Origin of the sequence: Commensalibacter sp. M0268 (assembly GCF_016101925.1) — a bacterium.
In the GTDB taxonomy this organism is placed as follows: Bacteria; Pseudomonadota; Alphaproteobacteria; order Acetobacterales; family Acetobacteraceae; genus Commensalibacter; species Commensalibacter melissae.
In genome coordinates this window covers 16410-38556 of the sequence record NZ_JACFPQ010000003.1, presented here as the reverse complement: position 1 = coordinate 38556, position 22147 = coordinate 16410, and the positions used below count along the sequence as shown (strand labels likewise).

Here is a 22147-nt window from a genome sequence, read left to right as displayed (position 1 = left end):
AGTGAATCCTTCTTAATTTATTAAGAAGGATTTTTTGTCGCAGCATATTTAAGGAAAGAAATAGAAATGGTTGAAAACCCTCTCATTAAATTAGAACAGTATAAACAATCACCTTGGCTAGATTTTATCCAGCGTTCATTTACACAAAGCGGTGGGTTAAAAAAACTGGTTGATGAAGATGGATTAAAGGGCGTTACTTCCAATCCTTCAATTTTTGAAAAGGCAATGGGGCATGGCACTGACTACGATGAACAATTTAAACAACTGATTTCTTCGGGAATCACCGATGTTGTTACCTTATATGAAACAATGGCGATTGATGATATCCGTGCGGCCTGTTCAGTATTGTATCCTGTATGGGAAAAAACCCATGGACTGGATGGATATGTCAGTTTGGAGGTTTCTCCATATATCGCTATGGACGGGCATGCAACATTGGAAGACGCACGCCGATTATGGAAAAGGGTTGCTGAAAAGAATCTTATGATCAAGATTCCAGCAACAGCACCTTGTATTGCCGCTATTGAAGGGGCCATTGCCGAGGGAATCAATGTTAATGTAACTTTACTATTTTCCTTGGATATGTACAAACAGGTTCTTGAAGCGTATATCAAGGGGCTTGAAGCGCATCTTGCCAAGGGGCATCATATTGCGCATATTGCCAGTGTGGCCTCTTTCTTTATTAGTCGTATTGATACGGCCATTGATAAGCAAATTGATCAAAGGATCGCCGCAGGGGATAAGGAAAGCGGTGCATTAAAAGCTATTCGTGGCAAGGTTGCCATTGCAAATGCAAAACTTGCTTATCAGCATTATCTTGAAGTGATGCAAAGTGACCGATGGAAAAAACTTGAGGCTGCAGGGGCGAAACCCCAACGTTTATTATGGGCCAGTACAAGTTGCAAGGATAAGACATTTCCAGACACTATTTATGTTGATCAACTGATTGGTAGGGATACTGTCAATACAATTCCACCTGCCACCATGGATGCTTTTAGAGATCATGGTACTGTGGCTGACACCCTGGAACAAAATATTGATGAAGCTAAAAAGATTCTGGCTGAGGCTGAACATTTGAACCTTGATTTAAAAAAAGTTACGGATCAGTTATTGGAAGACGGTGTTAATTCATTTGCCGACGCTTTTGATCAATTATTGGGTTCTGTTGGTGAAAAGCAGATGATATTACAGGGGAATAAGCTAACTCATTTGCAGTCTGATTTACCTTCAGATTATGAAACCGCTGTAAAAACTGGTCTGGATAAATGGCGTAAGAATGGTACAGTCCGCAAACTGTGGGATCGTGAATCTTCTGTCTGGACGGGAAAGGATGAGAATAAATGGCTCGGTTGGCTTGATATTGTTGATCAACAGGTTGAAAATCTTGCTGAACTGGAGGAATTCCAAAAAGAAGTCAGGAATAGAGGTTTTACCGATATCCTTTTACTAGGTATGGGCGGATCAAGTCTTGGTCCTGAAGTTCTGGGAGAGGTTTTTGGACATCAGGCTGGTTTTCCGCGTCTTCATGTCCTGGATAGCACTGATCCACAGCAAGTGCACAGCTTCCAGCAGAAAGTGACAATTGCGACAACCCTGTTTATTGTTTCTTCGAAATCAGGCAGCACTCTGGAGCCTAATATTCTTAAGGCGTATTTTTTCAATGAAGCCAAAAAGGTGCTGGGTGACAAAGTGGGGCAGCATTTTGTTGCGGTTACCGATCCGGGTTCCCATATGGAAGATGTGGCCAAGCAGGATGGTTTCTGGAAAATCTTTTACGGCTTGAAATCAATCGGTGGGCGTTATTCCGTTTTATCTAATTTTGGAATTGTTCCCGCAGCCGCGGCGGGATTGCCTTTACAGGAAATCCTGTATTCGGCCCAACGAATGGAAAAAGCTTGTTCTGCAGGATCTCCACCGGCACAAAATCCGGGAGTTCAACTCGGGACAATTTTCGGGGTTGGTGTTGCTGAATTCAAACGGGATAAATTTACAATCATAGCCTCACCTGATATTGGCTCCTTAGGTTCATGGCTTGAGCAACTTTTGGCAGAATCAACGGGTAAGGTTGGTAAAGGAATCATTCCTATAGATGAGGAAACCTTGACTGTTCCATCTGTCTATGGAAAGGATCGTCTATTTATCTATTTACGGTTAGAGAATAAGATTGATCCTCAACAGGAAAAAGCGATTGCTGAATTAAAAGCGGCTCAACAGCCTGTTGTGACAATAAATCTACATGATAAAGCACAGATTGTTCAGACTTTTTTCCAAACTGAATTTGCAACCGCTGTGGCGGGTGCCTTCATTGGGATTAATCCTTTTGATCAACCCGATGTTGAAGCCAGTAAGATTGAAACCAAGAAAATTACAACTGCTTATAATGAAAAAGGTTCTCTTCCCGTTATTACCCCAATCGTTCAAGAGCAAGGGTTTGATCTTTATGCAGGTAAGGTTGAAATTGCAAAATTAAAAGGTCTTTCCACAATCTCTGAAGCCTTGAAAAGTTTTTTCAATGAAATTGCTGCAGGGGATTATGTTGCTGTTTTGGCCTATATTGAACGTGATTTGGCAACACGGGAGTGGATCCAGAAATTACGTCTGGCTATAAGAGACAAGAAAAAGGTTGCAACAGCGGCTGAATTCGGTCCCCGGTTTTTGCATTCAACTGGACAGGCTTATAAGGGTGGACCCAATAGTGGTGTATTTTTACAGATCACTGCCGATGATGATCATGATTTGCCTGTTCCCGGTGAAAAATACACATTTGGAATTGTGAAGGAAGCACAAGCTCGTGGTGATTTCGATGTATTATCGGAACGGGATAGAAGGGTTATCCGTATTCATGTAAAAGGGAATATGAAAGTTGGATTGGATAAATTAAGCCAATCAATTTTAAATATTCTGTAGATTAATCAACGTTTATATCTTACGATTACCGCAAGATATAAACTTATTGTGATGAAAATGGAGAAATTAACTATGAAACTAGGTATGTATGGCTTGGGCAGAATGGGTGGTAACATGGCAATTCGTTTGGCTCGTCATGGTCATGAAGTTGTTCTGTTAAATCGTACGCGCAGCAAAAGTGAGGAAATTCATAATCAAGCTCCTAAAAGTACCATTGTCGATGATTTGAAATCTTTGGTAGAAGCATTGCCTTCCCCAAAAATTGTTTGGATTATGCTGCCTTGTGGTGAAGTGACAGAACAGGCAATCAAAAGTCTTGGAGATATGTTAAATAAAGGGGATATCGTTATTGACGGTGGAAACACGTTCTATAAAGATGACATACGTCGTGCAAAAATGCTGGAAGCAAAGGGTATTCACTATGTTGATGTTGGAACTTCCGGTGGCGTTTGGGGTCTGGAACGTGGATATTGCATGATGTATGGTGGCAGTAAGGAAGCTGTTGACCATATTGATCCGATTTTGGACTCTTTGGCTCCTGGAATGGGCGATATTCCACGTACAAAGGGACGTAATGCCAATTTGAATCCCCGTGCGGAAAAAGGTTACCTTCATTGTGGTCCCGCAGGTTCTGGACATTTTGTCAAAATGGTTCATAACGGTATTGAATACGGTATGATGCAGGCCTATGCAGAAGGGTTTGATATCATGCGTACCAAAGGGTCAGATCGTTTACCCGAAGATGAACGTTTTGATTTGAATATGGCAGATATTGCAGAAGTATGGCGTCGTGGCAGCGTTATTCCATCATGGTTGTTGGATTTATGTGCGGATGCGCTTGCAAAGGATGGTACTCTTGCAGGTTTTAAAGGTGATGTTGCAGATACGGGAGAAGGGCGCTGGACCATTGAAGCCGCAATTGAAGAGGCTGTTCCTGCCCCCGTTATAACTTCCGCTTTATTCACCCGTTTTCGTTCCCGTTCAGGAAATACGTTTGGCGAAAAGATGTTGTCAGCAATGCGTTTTGGTTTTGGTGGCCATGTAGAAAAGAAATAATATAAATTTTCCAATTTTATTGGAAAAGGCCTTAATCGTGAGGATTAAGGCTTTTTTTTATAAATTTTATACAAAATATATAAGGAATATATGGAGTTAGTGAAATAAATCAAATTTATTTTACTAACATTACGTTAAACAAAATTCGCTATTGAATGGTTTATGACATAATAATTTTCTAACAACATACATAAGCATAATGGTTTTTCATAAAGATTATAAAAATCTACAAGATATAATTTAAGGGTATCATCTAATGGGAACAAAACATCACGATATGAGTCCGGTCATTGATATGACTCAACAACAGTTTGGTGGGCCGGTAAGGAAATTATATCCTGTTTATAATCGCCATTTACCACCATGTAATTATGCTTGTCCCGCCGGCGAGGATATACAAGGGTGGCTTTCCCTTGCTCAAGAGGGAAAGTTTAGAGAGGCTTGGGAACATATTCTTGATAATAATCCCATGCCTGCAGTTCACGGGCGGGCATGTTATCATCCATGTGAAGGTTCATGTAATCGTAAAGAATTGGATGGATCTGTCACCATTCACGCTGTTGAACGGTTTTTGGGGGATATGGCTAATGACCGGGGATGGCAAGTTTCCGTTGCGGATAATCCTAATCGTAAACGTATTTTAATTGTTGGAGCTGGACCTGGGGGGTTATCTGCAGCTTATCATTTGTGTCGTATGGGGCATGAAGTTGTAATACGTGAGGCTTTTCCTGAACCTGGAGGCATGATGCGTTATGGCATTCCCGCTTATCGTTTACCGAGAGATATTCTAAAGCTTGATATTTATCGGATTGAACAGATGGGGGTCAAGATCAGATGTAATGATCCAGTGAGGGACTTATTGAAAGAAAAGCAGGAGGAACGGTTTGATGCGGTTTTTTTGGCAATAGGGGCTACAAAACCAAGTTTGTTAAATATTCCAATTGATAAAGAAGCGCGTCTTTTGTCAGCCATAGAGTTTTTGGGTGATGTCAGTGCGGGGAAAAATCCAAAAATCGGTAAGAACGTTTTGGTCTATGGAGCCGGAAATACAGCGATGGATGCCGCTCGAACAGCCTTTCGTGCAGGGGCGCAAAAAGTAACGGTTATTTTCTTTTGGGATCGTTCGCATATGGAGGCGCATCAATTTGAGATTAAGGATGCAGAGGCAGAAGGTACTCAATTTAAATGTATGAGGACAATTGATTCTGTTTTTAAAGACAGGGTAATTTTACGGAAAATGATCATTGGCCAGGATGCTAGTCCGGAACCATCCGAGGAGATGGAGGAAATACAGATGGATACCGTTATTATGGCATTGGGACAGCAACCTGATAATCATTTTTTGCAAAATATTGAAGGAATAGAATTTGATTCAAAGGGGACTCTGGTTATTGATGCCCAGATGATGACCGGGGTTTCTGGCATATTTGCGGGCGGGGATGCTATTGACGGTCCTCGAAGTATCACGAATGCTGTGGGTTCTGGTAAAAAGGCTGCTCGGTTCATTAATGCTTGGCTGGATAATAAACCCTTTATTGTATCCCCAAAAAATCCGATTACCTATTATACGGATTTACATCTTCCCTTATTGGAGGATACACCTCAGATCCTACAAAAGGAATTGCCTGTTGAAAAGCGTGTTGGATTTACGGAAACATTAATAGGTTTTAATGAAAAGGAAGCTCTGTATGAAGCCAAACGCTGTCTTTCCTGTGGAAATTGCTATGAGTGTGATAACTGTCTGGCAGCTTGTCCAGAGGATGCTTTAACCAAAGCCGGAGTGGGAAAAGGGTATTTACTGGATATGGATCGTTGCACGGGATGTGCGGTCTGTTTTGAATCCTGTCCATGCCAAGCAATTGATATGACAGCTGAAAATATCTAAATATATTAATATTACATGCAGATAACGTCTCAAGAGAGGATGGTTATAGATGACTAATACAATAATGGACGCCAATACTGCAGTTGCCCATATTGCTTATCGTGTTAATGAGGTTTGTGCCATATTTCCGATTACGCCCTCATCCCCGATGGCTGAGCATATTGATGAATGGGCGGCAAAGGGAATTAAAAATATTTGGGGAAATATTCCCCTTGTTCAGGAAATGCAAAGTGAGGGTGGTGCTGCAGGAGCAGTACATGGCTCTTTACAAACAGGGGCGTTAACAACAACCTTTACGGCATCACAGGGATTGTTGTTGATGTTGCCAAACATGTTCAAGATCGCTGGTGAATTGACCTCGACGGTTTTTCATGTGGCAGCACGTTCTGTTGCAACTTCTGCCCTGTCAATTTTCGGGGATCATTCTGATGTCATGGCAAGCAGAATGACAGGTTTTGGCATGTGCTGTTCTGCATCAGTCCAGGAAGCCCATGATTTGGCCTTGATTATGCATGCTGTTACATTGGAGGCACGTGTACCTTTCATTCATTTTTTTGATGGTTTTCGTACGTCTCATGAATTAAACACATTGGATATCATATCTGATGAGATTATGGCTAAAATGATCGATGATGAATTTGTCATTGCACATCGTGAACGGGCCCTAAATCCCGAAAAACCCTTTATTAGAGGAACGGCTCATAATCCTGACACATTTTTCCAGGCACGTGAAGCGGTTAATCCATATTACAACCGGGTTATCAAACTTGTTGAAAAATACGTAAAGCGTTTAGGGGATTTAACAGGGCGTTACCATGATCTGATTGAATATGTTGGGGATTCTCGGGCAGAATATGTTATCGTATTGATGGGATCCGCTGCCGAAACTGCTGATAATACAGCTGAAGCCCTCATAAAACAGGGGGAATCTGTTGGTGTTTTAAAAATTCGTCTCTATCGTCCTTTTCCTTCAGAAAAATTTCTCGAATTCCTGCCTACTTCAGTCAAACGAATTGCAGTTATGGATCGCACAAAAGAATCAGGTGCGTTGGGGGAACCTTTATATTTAGATGTGATGGCGACTTTGGCCGAGGCTGTCTCAAGGGGGAAAAGAAGGGATTTGCCCTTGATTATCGGTGGTAGGTATGGTCTTTCATCCAAGGATTTCACCCCTGCAATGGTCAAGGCCGTATTTGATGAGTTAAAGACAGAGAATCCTCGACATGGTTTTACAGTCGGTATCCAGGATGATTTAACCCATAACAGTTTAATTTATGATTCATCCTTTACAATTGATAGTGATCAAATTAAACGCGCCATGTTTTTTGGATTGAGTGCGGATGGAACTGTTGGGGCCAACAAAAATAGCGTGAAAATTATTGCTGAGGATGCAGGGGAATATGCACAGGGGTATTTTGTTTATGATTCTCATAAATCCGGTGCGCAGACCGTGTCCCATTTACGTTTTGGTAAAATTCCGATCAAGGCGGCCTATCTGGTTCAACGTGCCGATTTTGTCGGGTGTCATCATTTTCATTTTCTTTATCGTCAGGATATTCTTGAACATGTGGTGGAAGGTGGAGTTTTTCTGCTGAATGCGCATTATAATGCAGATGAAATTTGGCAACATTTACCTCGTTTGGTACAACAGCGTATTATTGAAAAGAAATTAAGATTTTACGTTGTTAATGCTTCAAAAGTTGCCCAGGAAGTTGGGTTGGGTATGCGCACCAATACGATTTTGCAAACCTGTTTTTTTGCAATTTCGGATATTCTTCCAAGGGATAAAGCGATTGAATATATCAAACATTCGATCAGGAAAACCTATCTTGTAAAAGGTGAGAATGTTGTACAGCAAAATTACAGGGCTGTTGATGCAGCCTGCGATAGCTTACAGCAAGTAAAGGTTCCAGACCGTGTATCAAGCAATATCGATCTTGAATGTCCTATTCCAGCAGATGCACCAGAGTTTGTTCATAAGGTTATTGCTCCTATGTTTGCGGGCAAGGGGGATCAAATTCCAGTAAGCTTGATCCCGGCAGATGGAACTTTTCCTTCCGGAACAGCCGTTTATGAAAAACGTAACGTTTCGGATTTTGTTCCTGAATGGCGAGAGGATCTGTGCGTGCAATGTGGTCAGTGCAGCTATGTTTGTCCACATAGTGTGATACGTTCCAAAACTTACCATGATCGTTATCTGGAAAAAGCACCAGAGGGATTTAAGACGGCACCTTTAAAAGTTAGGGGATATCCAAATATTAATTATACTTTGCAATTTTACGTGGAGGATTGCACAGGGTGTACTTTGTGTGTTGATGTATGTCCAGCGAAAAGTCCTATTGAGCCCGAAACTAGGGCAATCAATATGACAGCAAAGGAATCCCTGCTTGAAAGAGAAAAAAGGAATATTTTGTTTTTTGAAACTTTACCGGTTGATGATCGTAGCAAAGTTAATTTTTCGAATGTACGGGGTGTGCAGTTTCTGGAACCTTTATTTCAGTTTTCTGGTGCCTGTGCCGGATGTGGGGAAACGCCTTACCTGAAATTATTGACCCAGTTGTTTGGAGATCGCTTGCAAGTTGCCAACGCGACTGGTTGTTCATCAATCTATGGTGGCAATCTGCCTGTAACGCCCTGGTCTGTAAATGGAGAAGGACAGGGCCCAGCCTGGTCCAATTCTTTGTTTGAAGATAATGCCGAATTTGGATTGGGTTTTAGGATTGCTGTTGACAAACAGCTAGAAGTGGCCAGTCATTTATTGAAGCGATTGAGGGAAGAGGTCGGTACGGATCTGGCTGATGCGATTTTGAATTCATCACAGAAAGAAGAATCTGAAATTCAGGCCCAACGTTCACGGGTAAAAATGCTGAAGACACGTTTAGCTCGGCTTAACAGTGATGATGCAAAACGTTTATTGGCATTGGCTGATTACTTTATCCGTCGCAGTATCTGGATTGTTGGTGGAGATGGTTGGGCCTATGACATTGGTTATGGTGGTTTGGATCATGTCTTAGCATCAGGTGAAAATGTCAATATCCTCGTGCTGGATACAGAGATGTATTCCAATACAGGAGGTCAGGCCTCAAAGGCGACACCGTTCGGATCAATTGCCAAATTTGCATCAAAGGGAAAAGAAACAATTCGTAAAGATTTGGCGTTAATGGCCATGACATATGATAATGTCTATGTTGCCCAGGTTGCCCTGGGTTCCAATCCGCAACATACCCTAAAAGCATTTCGCCAGGCCGAAGCTTATGATGGGCCATCGTTGATCATTGCCTACAGCCACTGCATTGGACAGGGAATAGATATGCGCCATGGATTGACCCAACAAAAATTGGCGACAGCATCCGGTTATTGGCCATTATTCCGTTTTGATCCTATGATGCGGAAAATTGGTAAAAATCCTTTCCAACTGGATTCAGCCAGACCACGTATTGCTTTAAAAGAATATGCGGGTAATGAAATCAGATATCGGAATCTAAAACGGATACGTCCGAATGATGCCGAGGAAATTATGGAAAATGCACAAAAGGCAATTGACCGTCGTTATAAACAATATGAGGCCCTGGCATCAATTGAAACGGATGAAGTCAATCCTGTTGTATTGGGATTAAAACATTGAGACTAAATTAAAATATGTGATTGATGACACTCCTTGACGATTGCGGTCAAGGGGTGTTTTTATATTTTGACAATTATATATCGTCATATTTTTATCAATTTGTGAATATAATATTTTTCCAATTGATTATTAGAAAATCAAAAATGGCTTTTTGGATGGTTTTAAAACATTTTAATACAGTTGGAAAGTGTCAATCTTGAATAAAACAACTCCAGCAATTTGGTTGTTAATTTCGGATATTGATGGAACATTGATACCAAACAATAAAATTGTCACAAATGAAAGCATTCATGCTGTTCATAAAATGAAACAGGCAGGGATTGGATTGTCCCTGGTAAGTAGCAGGCCTGCCTTGGGTATGCGTTTGTATTTGGAGCAATTGAAAATAGAGTTGCCTTTTGCCGCATTGAATGGCGGAGAAATTCTTGATGTAAAAGGAAATATCCTTTCCAGAATTTGCATGAATCCTGTCCTGATTCTCGATATATGCAATATGCTCCAGAAGCATAAAATTGAAATATGGCTTTATAGTAGTCTTGAATGGTTTGTATTTACTACTGAAAGCGCCTTTGTGGAGCATGAACAAAAAGCCTTGCAATTGCAGCCGAAAATTATTCAAAACATTCAAGATCATGTAACGGATACAATAAAAATCATGGGTATTTCCCAGGATACTGTTTTACTTGATAATCTAGCACAACAGATAAAACGACGTCATGGCCGGGAAGTTTCCGCAGTTCATTCTTCAAAAAATTATCTGGATATCTCTCATTTAAAGGCAAATAAAGGATTTGCAGCTCAGAAAATAGCGGAATTACTTAAAATTCCGTTAAGTAAAACGGCCTGTATAGGGGATATGGATAATGATATTCCGATGCTGAAAATTGCAGGAATGCCGATTGTTATGGGACAATCAAGTCAAAGGGTAAAACAATATGCTCATCATATTGCACGTACGAATGAGGAAAATGGATGGGCTTATGCTGTTAATCAATTTTTACTTCAATTTAAATGAAAATATTTTAAGTTGTGAAATAATGGTTTAATTTTGTAATCTGAATTGTTGAATCCCGGGAAGGGGTACATAAAAATTATAAAGAACGAGTTATCTATGACAGACAATATGGAAAAAGGGCATAATGCGAAAACCGGATATGTTCTTGTCTTACCCGATGCAAATGCACAGGCTAATTACCTGGCTGATATCATTTTGCATCAGATTGAGGAAAAAAAGGATGCGGTTTTCAGGATAGCGTTATCAGGAGGATCCACACCTAAAAAATTATATGAATTATTAGGGGGAGAGACTTACAGTCATCGACTGCCTTGGGAACGGTTGCATCTGTTTTTCGGTGATGAAAGAATGGTGCCCTATACGGATGAAGCCAGCAATTTTCGTATGGTTACCGAGGCTCTGCTTAATCATGTGAATATTCCATTTAGGAATGTTCATCCGATGCCTGTTTTAGAAGATGTGGAAAAAGCTGCGCGATTATATGAAGAAAATCTACAGCACGAATATGGATCAAGGGTATTGAAGAATGGGGAACCCTTATTTGATATCGTTTTATTGGGACTGGGAACAGATGGTCATACGGCTTCACTTTTTCCTGACACAGCTGTTTTGGAGGAAAAACAGAAGTGGGTTTCTTGGTGTCAACCAAAAGACGCCCCTCATAGAAGAATGACATTGACCTATCCAGCAATTGCTTCCAGCCGTTTGGTAATATTTGTAGTGAGTGGAGAAAACAAGGTTAAGATTTTCCGTGAGGTAAGGGAAGAGAATGCAATATATCCCTCTTCAAAAATTGAAACGGAAGGAGAGGTTCACTGGATTTTGGATAAAGCAGCCGGTGGTGAATAAAAGCGGTCGGTAATTGGATAACGAAAGAATACTAGATAGAGATGGATGCACAACAAATCGTTAAATATAAAGAGCAGCTTGGAAAAATAGGGGCTTCATTAGTTTCGCAAGGGATGAAAGTCGGATTGGGAAGTGGGAGTACCGCGGCATGTGTTATCCGATCTTTAGGCAAGCGGTGGCAAGAGGAAGGGTTGCGTTTTGAAGGTGTGCCTTCCTCGATTGCGTCGGCCAAGCTGGCCGAATCTTACGGAATTGAACTGACAACATTGGGGGAATGTCCAGAATTGGATATTGCCATTGATGGGGCAGATGAGGTTACGCATCAAGGATTACAGTTAATTAAGGGGTTGGGTGGCGCTTTATTACGAGAAAAAATTGTTCGCTATGCAGCCAAAAAATTTGTTATAGTCGTTGATGAACGTAAATTAGTCGATAAGCTTGGTGAGCATACACCTGTTCCAGTTGAGGTTACCCCTTTCGGTTGGGAAGCCACAATGAAACATTTGGAAAAAATTGGAGCATCAATAAAAGTTCGAGTCAAGAATGATCATCCTGATTTTTTCCTGACGGATGGTGGGAACATGATTCTCGATTGTGATTTTGGAATTATTGACGATCCTGTGCGACTAGAGAAAGATATCATTTCGATTGCTGGGGTTATCGAAAGCGGTTTATTTATTAATTGTACGGATGAGGCTTTAGTCGCAGGTTATAACGGGATTCAGCATTTATATAAGTAAAGGAACACATCAATGTCTTTGTCCACGAATGATAATGTACAGATTAGGCCTTGTTTATTGGTGATAATGGGTGTTTCGGGATGTGGAAAAACGACATTGGCAAAAGGTTTGGATCAGTATCTTGACTGGCCTTTTCAGGAAGGGGACTCTTTTCATTCACAACATAATATCCAGAAAATGTCAGAAGGCAAACCCCTAACAGATAGCGATCGTTGGCCATGGCTGGAAAAATGTCATGCATGGTTGAAGGCATGCGCGGAAGAACATGGTGGGAAAGGGGTGTTAACATGTTCCGCCCTAAAAAGATCCTATCGTGATTTTTTGCGCAAGGGCATTAGGAAACCTTTCTATTTTGTAAATTTAAAAGTCCCATATGATGTTCTTCTTCATCGTATTGAAAAACGTGAAGGGCATTTTATGCCCGCAAGTTTACTGGATACACAGCTGAAAAGCTTTGAACCGCTCCAGGTGGATGAACCTCATATAGAAATTGACATGTCCCATCCGCTTGAAACGGTTATTCGAGATACACTAATGAAATTACAGCAACTTTAGTTAAAAGCTGGCAGTCAGGGCGATATTAAAAGAACGACCCAGGCCAGGCAGGGCACGCAATTCGTTTGTTGTGATTAAATCCCCTAAGGACATTCCTCCCAAAGGAAGATAATATTTTTTGTTGGTAATATTTTCTATGCTTGCGTCCAGGCGAAGCATACGCCATGTATAACTCCCCCCGATATTGAACAAAACATACCCAGGTGTTTTTGGTTCACGACGCATAGGGTCAATCTGACTTTTTGTATTGACGAAATTTGCCTCGATCCTGCCAGCCCATGGACCAAAATATTCATTAAGGCTTAACGTTCCATTTAATGGCATCATGTGATAAAGGCTGTTGTGATTGGTTCGATCTTGACCCATAACCCAGTTGATATTTCCTTTCAATATGCCTTGACCATATTTCTTATTGTTCCATAATTTATAGGATTCAGCTGTGTTAATTCCATAGATTTGGGCGTTATGATTGTCAAACTGCAATTTTGAGACAGTTGTATTTTGACGTGTTCGCATACTCCCAAGGTAATTAACGTTGATGTAATGGTGAATATAGGTATAGAAGGGTTGAACCTTGACCTCCCATATATCCTGGTGTGGATCGTGAAAGTCAAAGGTTGTGCTGATGGTATTGCCTACTTCCGGTTTGAGGTTGAGATTGCCGATATAACCATTTCCATCACCAAACCAGCCAATCATGCGCATGGCCATTGGAGATGTGCCCCATGTATAACGTTCATATAAATTTGGAGAACGGCTTTTCCGGGCATACCCACCTTCCCAGGTAAAGGATTTATTGACTGTCCATCGTGCCATGGCTGTAACATCAAAATTGGTATCGGTATGGCCACGGTTTGCAGTATTGAAATTATGAATGGCTTTCCGTTCCTCGGCATTCATTCCATTGATGCCCTGGTATCCAGATATTCTCCCTGTATTCATCATGACCAGATCATTTCGAAAACCGAGAATGGTTGTGACTTTTGGGGTCCATTGGGCTTCCCATTCAGCAAAATTTCCCAATCGATCCCGATGGCCATTATTGATATTGTGATAGGTATGAGGTCCCATCATCATGTTTTTTTGTAGGGGGGGCCACCAGTCATTTAAACCTGAATGATCGAAAGAGCTGCCAATCCGTAACGTGTTATGATTATCTATGAATACCGTTGCCTTAACATTATATCCAGCTGTACGACCATCAATGTTCATGGGCATTCCTTTCGTGGCGGAATGGCCGCCTTTATTGCTGAGCATATTCATGGCATGGGTGACACGTTGCCAATAGCCTCTTGCTTCAATTGTTCCCCAATCGAAGTCACCCTTATATTTTCCATTGACAAAAATGGAGCGATTATTGGTCATATCCATATATTGATTGGGAAAACCTTCATAGGGTGTGTCAGATTGTCCATAGGTCAAAGAGAATAAATGGTTATCCTTTTTATAACCTAGGGTCACATCATGATTGAATGTTTTATAAGCAGAAGAATACACTTTTCCACCTCCGCTGCCTGCATGATAATTGCGGGATTGAGACCATGACCCGTTATAGCGGAGACTTAAATGTTTATTGGCAACAGTAATGTTTCCTGCCGTTCCTACGCCTGAACCATTACTATGATAAAAGCTTGAGACTTCTCCTTTGATGAGAATTTTTTTGTTTTTTTCTGCAAAAAGAGGATCTTTTCGTTGGATATCAATTGATCCGGCCAGGCTGTCCCCTCCCATACTTACGGGTGTGATACCGGCCATGATTTTGGCTGTTGCAACATCATGGGGATTAAGATAGGAAATGGCAGGATTCATATGGTTTGGACAATCCCCATTGATACGCATACCATCAATGAACGTGGCCACCCGATCATCCGCCATTCCGTTAATTACGGGTAAAGAGGCAATACGACCCGCACCATATTGGCTGATACCCATTTGATTTTTGAAAAGATCCATTGGGTTTGGACTGTTATTCACAATATCCTTTAATTTATCCTTTTTTAAAAAAATTGAATTGGGTGGATTTGTGGAAAAGTCTGGGATGTCTTCTGATTCAATATGTATTTCTGGAACTGGTGCAGTGGTATTGGTTCTTGAAAGAGAGGTTTTATTTTGTGTAATGTTTTTTTGTGCTTTTCCATTATAGGGGTAAAGAGAACACAACAATAAAAAAAGGTAAAATTTACATGTACAATGCCATCGATAAGACATAGATTAACCTGATATAATAATGACAAAGGAATAATTTGATCATAATATTTGTATGACCATTAGAACTATCAGTGTTAATAAAGGGGTGGTGCACGGGGTAGCTGCGTATTCAAGGGTAATATCGGGGGAGGTTGAGCCTGATAAACCTTGCGCTTCAAAAAAAGATGAATAATTGTCAATTGGGGAAAGATAAGTAATAAATTTAACAAGGGGCTTGGAACAGCCAATCCATTACAGAGGGGACAAACAAAGATTCCATGATGTTGTTGATTGTGTTTGGAATGTTGATCCGTTTTCTTGCTTATCTTAGAGTGGGAGAGAGTGGCAGTGTCACACATCGTCATTGACATGGATGCATGCTGATTTTGCATCATTGGACAATGCCAAAGCGAGGTAAATGTAAAAGGTAAAAGAATTAAATGACTTATAAACAGAAACAGGACAATAATAACAGAATATAAAGATACAGGATAAGAATCTTTATTTTTTTTTACCCATATATTTGTTGTAGAGGATAAAATCATTAATGCCTTGGTCAAGTATTGAAGATCATTATTATTTATTTGATTAAAATTAAGAATAAAGTCAAATTTCTTTTTAGTATTTGAATGTTTTGTTTTATAGATAGAATAGAATAAAGGCTCTTTACCTCTAATATATTTGAGCAAATATGGCATCAAGGATTATGAAACAGGAACCTATCTGTCCTTCTCTGAAACAGAAAACGATTTTATCATCATTTCCAAAAAGGACGTTGGTTTTTTCCGAACATGTCAATTCAGTAGGGATAGAGCTGGCCTGTACGGTTGCTGTTCTATTTAATATAATTGTTTTCCTGCTAATGTTTTTTTGTTTACATGTAAAGAAAGAAGTTTTCCCACTCTCTTCAATGGTTGTGGTTCAATTTCAAGAAGGGATGAAATCTCTTTCCTCATTGGATGCAATTGCAGAAAATAAAACGGATGATCTGAAGGCAGTAACCATCCCCGTGGCCAGAAGTCCTGTCAATGCTTTGCCGGCCATGAACGCATTGCAAAAAATTTCAGTGCCAACCACTCAGGATCAATCGAGTAATCGCAACATTTCCAAAAATAAAATAGCTGCTCAATCAGCAATGGGACAGCAGAAAAGGCAGGATAGGGGAATGGAACAAAAAGCCAAATCATCAATACCTTTAGTCAGCCACAATTTTCCATTGCAACGCTGCTCATCACCAAAAAGCACTTATCCCTTGGCTGCCCGTAGAAGACATGAACAGGGTGTTGCAAAGGTTGCATTGCAAATTTTGTCAAATGGACAGGTTGGTCAGGTAAAAATTGTTGAGACAAGTGGTTTTGTTGATTTGGATCGGGCTGCAATCGAGGCAGTCCAACAAATAAAATGCAGTGCACTGGAGGATAATGATACGCTTGTTCAGACAACCACCACGGTTCATTTTGAGTTAAGACACAACTAAAAATATACAAGTAGTATTCATGTATAATTGAATAATATTTATGATCGGTTCAGCCGATATATATGTTTTTTATTATATAGTTTATTTGATTATTGCCATTTTATTTTTAAAATTGAAACAGGTTTAAATTAAAAATACTTTTTCGGGAAGATTATCTGAAGTAAGAATATATCAAGAAAGAAAATTCTATCAATGCCTGTTTGGGGTTTATGGATTGATTATTTTCAAACTGTTGGAACCAGAAGACTATAATAAATTTTAACCTAAATTGAGTCATGAAATTCAATTTTATAGATATAATCTTTACTTTGAAACTGTTTGTTTGGTTTATAAAATCCTAGGTTTTAATATTTAATTGAATAAATTAATTTTTGTATCAGAAGAGTGATCATAGATGGAGATGATAAAAACGAAGGCTGCTGTTGCATGGAGAGCCAATCAGCCCCTTTCAATTGAGACAGTTGATTTAATGCCGCCACAAAAAGGGGAAGTTTTAATAAAGATAATTGCAACCAGCGTATGTCATACAGATGCATACACGCTTTCAGGAAAAGATCCTGAAGGTATATTTCCAGCAATATTGGGTCATGAAGGGGCGGGAATTATACAGGCTGTTGGTGAAGGGGTAACAAGTGTTTCTGTTGGTGATCATGTTATACCCTTATATACTCCGGAATGTGGAACATGTGAATATTGTCGTTCTGGTAAAACCAATCTCTGTCAGGCTATTCGTGTCACTCAAGGTCAAGGGTTGATGCCTGATGGTACGAACCGTTTTTTTAAAGACGGCGAACCTATCTATCATTATATGGGAACATCTACATTTTCCGAATATACGGTTGTTCCAGAGATTTCCGTAGCAAAAATCAGTAAACAGGCACCTTTGGAAAAAGTATGTTTATTGGGTTGTGGAATCACAACTGGTATGGGAGCTGTAAAAAATACGGCAAAAGTACAAAAAGGTGATAGTGTTGCAGTTTTTGGGTTGGGTGCGATTGGCTTGTCGGTCATTATGGGAGCCCATATGGCGGGTGCAGGTCGCATTGTCGCAATTGATATTGATTCAGAAAAATTTAAATTGGCTAGGAAGTTAGGTGCTACCGATTTTATAAATCCTAAAGATTATTCCGTCTCAATACAGGAAGTTGTAATTGAAAAAACAAAAGGTGGAGTAGATTTTTCATTTGAATGTATAGGAAACGTTCAGGTAATGCGTTCTGCTCTTGAATGTTGTCATAAAGGTTGGGGAGAATCTGTTATCATTGGTGTTGCCGGGGCAGGTGAGGAAATTTCCACCCGTCCTTTTCAGTTGGTGACCGGCCGCGTATGGCGAGGATCCGCATTTGGTGGGGTTAAGGGGCGTTCACAATTGCCTGTTATTGTAAATGATTATCTGCAAGGCAAATTTGTTTTGGAGGATTTTATAACACAAGACTTGGCATTTGATGAGATTAATAGGGCTTTTGATTTATTGCATCAGGGAAAGGCTATTCGAACTGTTTTACATTACTAGTTTCAGATAGGTTTGACAGGAAATATTATGAAATATGTTGAATTGGAAACTCATCAATCTTTTGGTGGACAGCAAAAACGGTTTAGACACTGGTCAGTCACACTGGGCTGCGAAATGAGTTATTCAGTTTACTTGCCACCTGATTACAGGAATACAACTTTACCTATATTATACTGGCTTTCCGGTTTAACTTGTAATGACCAGAATTTTGTGACTAAGGCAGGGGCGCAAAAATATGCTGCAGAATTGGGAATTATACTGGTTGTCCCTGATACAAGTCCCCGAGGTGATATAATTCCTGACGCGCCTTCTTATGATCTGGGACAGGGAGCGAGTTTTTATGTTAATGCGACACAAGAACCCTGGAAACAAAATTATCAAATGTTTGATTATATTTCCATTGAGCTTCCCAAATTGATCAAGCGACAATTTAAATCGAATGGCAAGCAATCTATTGCTGGACATTCAATGGGTGGTCATGGTGCTTTGATGTTTGCCCTAAAACATCCTGGTCGATTTTGTTCGGTTTCGGCTTTTGCACCAATTGTTAATCCAATGCAGGTGCCGTTTGGGCGGAAGGCATTTTGTCATTATCTTGGAGATAGCAAGGAAACTTGGCAAGTCTATGATAGCTGTTTTCTAATGGAACATTATATTGATCAACCCTTTCCCATATTGATTGATCAGGGAACAACGGATGAATTTTTATTAAAACAGTTACAACCAGAAATTTTGGAAACTGTTGCCCTCAAAAAGAATTGGCCGTTTCAATTGCGATGGCAGAAAGATTATGACCACAGCTATTTTTTTGTTTCAAGTTTTATTTGTGATCATTTGTTATTTCATTATAGATATTTAAAGTAAATATATGTGAATAATCATATCAAGAATTTATGCAGTTTCACGCTTTTTGAAATGAGGACAGTTTGTATAAACTATATTTAATGGATTATTGATTCAAGGGTCTCTACAATCTGATGCGTTTCTGTTCCTGTTTGAATGGAGGTTCTATATTTTCCCTCTGGATCCATGAGAATGAACTGATCATAAGGTTCAACAAGGCTTATATCACTATTGATTGGCGCTTTTTTAATGGAAACATGATAAAGAATTGAAATATCACGAAGCGCCAGTTCACCACCGGTCAGGGCTATAATTTTATCATTATAGGCTTTCATACTTAACATCAGACGGCTGGGTGTATCATAGTTAGAATCAAAGGATATGAAAATTGGAACAAGTTGAGATGCTTTATTCTCTAAATGGTTAATGATCTCACCCATTTTTATAAGATCCTTACGACATTGATTATGCGGGCAACGTGTTGCACCGAAATACATCAACATCCATTTTCCCCTGAATATTCCGTCATTGACGATACTTCCTGCAGGGCTGATAAGTTGAAAACCCCCTCCGATTACATTGGAATTTTCAGGCGCAACGGCTGTATGATTGGCAGTGAATTTAATCCCGAGGAACATCATGCCAATAATGAAAGCGATAAATAGGAATGAAATAATCCAAATAGATTTTTTTTGATTCTGTGGCATGGTTTAATGTGCTTCTGCCCAGTTTTTACCTATTCCAGCCTCAACAACAAGGGGAATGGAAAGATTAACAGTGTTTTCCATTGTTTGCTTAACAAGATTAACGAATGTTTCAGCATAATCTGTTCGCACTTCAAAAAGCAACTCGTCATGAACTTGTAATAACATGCTTACGGGGAGTTTTTTTTCTGTGATGATTTTGTCCATATCCCGCATTGCGCACTTTATAATGTCGGCGGCGCCCCCCTGAATAGGAGCATTTATGGCTTGGCGTTCGGCATAAGCCTTTTGTGGACCTTTGCTATTTTTAATTCCAGCAATCCAGCATTTTCTGCCAAAAGGTGTTAGAACAAATCCCTTTTCCTTTGCCTCTTCCTGGGTATTTTGCATATATGCCCTTATTTCAGGGTAACGTTTAAAATAGGTCTCAATATATTGTTTGGCATCAGATGATGAAACATTCAGTTGTTTGGCTAACCCAAAGGCACTAATTCCATAAATAATACCAAAATTGATGGCTTTGGCCTGTCGACGCAGCAAAGGTTGCATTTCATTGATTGGAACGTCAAAGACCTCTGAGGCTGTAAGGGCATGAATATCCTCATTATGAATAAAGGATTCTTTTAATTGGGGAATATTTGCAACATGTGCGAGAAGCCTCAATTCTATTTGTGAATAATCTGCGGAAACAAGAACATGGCCAGGCTTGGCAATAAATGCTTCCCTGATTTTTCCACCCTCTTCTGTTCGAATAGGTATATTTTGTAAATTGGGATCATTGGAAGACAAACGTCCCGTAACGGTTCCAACCATATTAAAGCTGGTATGTACACGTTTTGTTTCCGGGTTTATTTCCTTAACCAAGGCATCCGTATAGGTGGATTTAAGTTTCGCCAATTGTCGCCAAGCCAGCAGTTTTTCAGCAATCTCGTAACCCTGATCGCTAAGTTCCTGTAATACCTTGACATCTGTCCCCCATGTACCAGATTTCATACGTTTTCCACCAGGCAACTTCATCTGGTCAAAAAGGATCTCCCCAAGCTGTTTTGGTGAGGCCAAATTGAATTCGTCACCGGAAACATGATAGATTTCTTTTTCTTGTTCTGACATTTTTTCGGTGAAAGTAGTAGAAAGCTTTTGAAGAAGGGAAGCGTCAATCATAATTCCATTCTGTTCCATCCTGGTCAGGATTGGAATTAGGGGGCGTTCTATTTCTTCATAAAGACCTAGAACATGTGCGGTTCTTAATTGAGGTCGCAATATTTCCCATAAACGCAAAGTGACATCTGCATCTTCACCTGCATAGGTTGTTGCCTCTTCAATTGAAACTTGCGCAAAAGGGATACGTTTACGACCGGTTCCGGTTAATGCATCATAAGATATTGTTTGATGATTCAAATAGCGTTTTGCCAGCTCATCCATTCCATGTCTGTGCTCTCCTGCCGCCAGGTTGTAAGAAATAATCATTGTGTCATCATAGGGGGCAGGTTGCGGAAACCCGTTATGTTCCAAAACAAGAAAATCATACTTAGCATTATGAAAAATCTTGAGGATGGAAGGATCTGTCAGAATGGGGCCAAGATACTGAATGACATTTTTTAATGAAATTTGTTCTGGTTTTAATAATTCTCCATCTATTTGATGATTGATGGGAATATAACAGGCTTTACCCGGGGCTACAGCTAGGGAAATCCCGATTAGATTTGCCTGTAATGCATTAAGGTTGTCGGTTTCAGTATCCACGGCACAAAAATGGGTTGTTTGAATTCGGTGAATCCATTCCTGTAATTGCGTGTTATTGAGAATGGTCTCATACTGATGATACGGGGCGGCAAGAACCGCTTTGTTTGGTTCGGGACCGGTCTGTGTTTCCTGTCTGCGAGATGTATGAGGAATGTCGTTTGTATTATGAGAATTTTTTGTCCAGCGATTTAATATGGAGCGGAATCCATGTTTTTGAAGCCATGCGGTAACTTTTTCAGGATCAGCCTTGCAACAATTTAACTGATCAATCGGGGTGGGTAGAGAAATATCATCTTTTAGCTGAACAAGTTGGTATGAAATTCGTGCATTTTCCTTGTTGGTTTCAAGATTATCGCGCCGTTTGGAGGGCTTCATCGTAGGAATGGCAGCAAGGATATCCTCCAACTGTCCATATTCATGAATTAAAGCGGCTGCCGTTTTGGGACCTATGCCAGGAACTCCAGGGACATTATCTACCGGGTCTCCCATCAATGCTTGTAAGGAAATCATATCTGTTGGGGACACACCAAATTTAGCTTGTACCTCTTCAATCTTGATGATTTTTTCCTTGATGGGATCCTGCATTTGAATATGTTCGTTGATTAATTGCATCAGATCCTTATCGGAAGAAATAATTGTACATTTGCCCCCATCTGCCACGATTGCTTTTGCGTAACTTGCAATAAGATCATCAGCTTCCCATCCTGCCATTTCAATTGTTGGTAATCCCAGAATTTCAGAGGCTTCCCGAACAAGTGAAAACTGGGGAACAAGCTCTTCAGGAGGAGGGGGTCTATGTGCTTTATAAGCTGGATAAATTTCATTCCTGAAGGTTTTTCTTCCTGCATCAAAAATTACAGCCATATGACTGGCCACACGATCACGGATTAGTTTTATCATCATGTTAGTAAAACCATAAACCGCGTTGACAGGTGTTCCTGATGGATCAGTCATTAAGGGAATGGCATGAAAAGCACGAAAAATAAACCCGGATCCATCAATGAGGATTAAGTGTTTTTGATTTGATGCAGAAGATGAAGTCATGAAA

15 protein-coding genes are annotated in these 22147 nt (G+C 40.1%); 11 read left to right on the top strand and 4 right to left on the bottom strand.

Annotated features, from left to right (window positions below):
* Positions 1 to 66: 66 nt before the first annotated feature.
* The 8 genes from H3R28_RS05680 (at position 67) to H3R28_RS05645 (ending at position 12632) form a co-directional block, all read left to right on the top strand.
* Positions 67 to 2907: a bifunctional transaldolase/phosoglucose isomerase gene (locus H3R28_RS05680; RefSeq protein ID WP_198210092.1), complete on the top strand. Its 2841-nt coding sequence runs from the start codon at positions 67 to 69 to the stop codon at positions 2905 to 2907.
* Positions 2908 to 2979: 72 nt separating this feature from the next.
* The gene (gnd, locus tag H3R28_RS05675) at positions 2980 to 3963 is read left to right on the top strand and encodes a phosphogluconate dehydrogenase (NAD(+)-dependent, decarboxylating) (protein ID WP_110439283.1); all 984 of its coding nucleotides are present in this window, start codon (positions 2980 to 2982) and stop codon (positions 3961 to 3963) included.
* 256 nt (positions 3964 to 4219) lie between these two features.
* Entirely contained in the window at positions 4220 to 5848 is a 1629-nt protein-coding gene (locus tag H3R28_RS05670) for an NAD(P)-binding protein (RefSeq protein ID WP_198210091.1), read from the top strand.
* A gap of 49 nt (positions 5849 to 5897) precedes the next feature.
* Complete coding sequence (nifJ, locus tag H3R28_RS05665) at positions 5898 to 9473, top strand: pyruvate:ferredoxin (flavodoxin) oxidoreductase (protein ID WP_232351240.1); 3576 nt, start codon at positions 5898 to 5900, stop codon at positions 9471 to 9473.
* 196 nt (positions 9474 to 9669) lie between these two features.
* On the top strand, positions 9670 to 10488 hold the full coding sequence (locus tag H3R28_RS05660; protein ID WP_198210090.1) for a Cof-type HAD-IIB family hydrolase: 819 nt from the start codon (positions 9670 to 9672) through the stop codon (positions 10486 to 10488).
* Between the two features lie 96 nt (positions 10489 to 10584).
* The gene (gene pgl, locus H3R28_RS05655) at positions 10585 to 11337 is read left to right on the top strand and encodes a 6-phosphogluconolactonase (RefSeq protein WP_155564813.1); all 753 of its coding nucleotides are present in this window, start codon (positions 10585 to 10587) and stop codon (positions 11335 to 11337) included.
* Between the two features lie 41 nt (positions 11338 to 11378).
* Positions 11379 to 12077 (top strand): ribose-5-phosphate isomerase RpiA, encoded by a 699-nt coding sequence (gene rpiA, locus H3R28_RS05650; protein WP_110439287.1) that lies wholly within the window; start codon positions 11379 to 11381, stop codon positions 12075 to 12077.
* A gap of 12 nt (positions 12078 to 12089) precedes the next feature.
* Positions 12090 to 12632 carry a gluconokinase gene (locus H3R28_RS05645; RefSeq protein ID WP_198210089.1) on the top strand — a complete coding sequence of 181 codons (543 nt, stop codon included), beginning with the start codon at positions 12090 to 12092 and terminating at the stop codon, positions 12630 to 12632.
* Here the strand turns inward: H3R28_RS05645 and H3R28_RS05640 are convergent, their stop codons facing one another.
* Together H3R28_RS05640 and H3R28_RS05635 are read right to left on the bottom strand one after the other, a co-directional pair.
* Positions 12633 to 14840 carry a TonB-dependent receptor gene (locus H3R28_RS05640; RefSeq protein WP_198210088.1) on the bottom strand — a complete coding sequence of 736 codons (2208 nt, stop codon included), beginning with the start codon at positions 14838 to 14840 and terminating at the stop codon, positions 12633 to 12635.
* Between the two features lie 74 nt (positions 14841 to 14914).
* Entirely contained in the window at positions 14915 to 15364 is a 450-nt protein-coding gene (locus tag H3R28_RS05635; protein ID WP_198210087.1) for a DUF2946 domain-containing protein, read from the bottom strand.
* A 161-nt stretch (positions 15365 to 15525) separates the two neighbouring features.
* On the opposite strand from H3R28_RS05635, the gene H3R28_RS05630 reads away from it, so the two are divergent.
* The 3 genes from H3R28_RS05630 to fghA all read left to right on the top strand — a co-directional run bounded on the left by H3R28_RS05630 (position 15526) and on the right by fghA (position 18673).
* Positions 15526 to 16296: an energy transducer TonB gene (locus tag H3R28_RS05630; RefSeq protein WP_198210086.1), complete on the top strand. Its 771-nt coding sequence runs from the start codon at positions 15526 to 15528 to the stop codon at positions 16294 to 16296.
* A gap of 400 nt (positions 16297 to 16696) precedes the next feature.
* On the top strand, positions 16697 to 17809 hold the full coding sequence (locus tag H3R28_RS05625; RefSeq protein WP_232351239.1) for an S-(hydroxymethyl)glutathione dehydrogenase/class III alcohol dehydrogenase: 1113 nt from the start codon (positions 16697 to 16699) through the stop codon (positions 17807 to 17809).
* Between the two features lie 27 nt (positions 17810 to 17836).
* Positions 17837 to 18673 (top strand): S-formylglutathione hydrolase, encoded by an 837-nt coding sequence (gene fghA / locus H3R28_RS05620; protein ID WP_198210085.1) that lies wholly within the window; start codon positions 17837 to 17839, stop codon positions 18671 to 18673.
* Between the two features lie 77 nt (positions 18674 to 18750).
* Here fghA and H3R28_RS05615 read toward each other — a convergent pair whose 3' ends face one another.
* Positions 18751 to 19359 (bottom strand): SCO family protein, encoded by a 609-nt coding sequence (locus H3R28_RS05615; RefSeq protein ID WP_155564819.1) that lies wholly within the window; start codon positions 19357 to 19359, stop codon positions 18751 to 18753.
* 3 nt (positions 19360 to 19362) lie between these two features.
* Entirely contained in the window at positions 19363 to 22143 is a 2781-nt protein-coding gene (gene polA, locus H3R28_RS05610) for a DNA polymerase I (RefSeq protein WP_198210084.1), read from the bottom strand.
* Between the last annotated feature and the right edge of the window lie 4 nt (positions 22144 to 22147).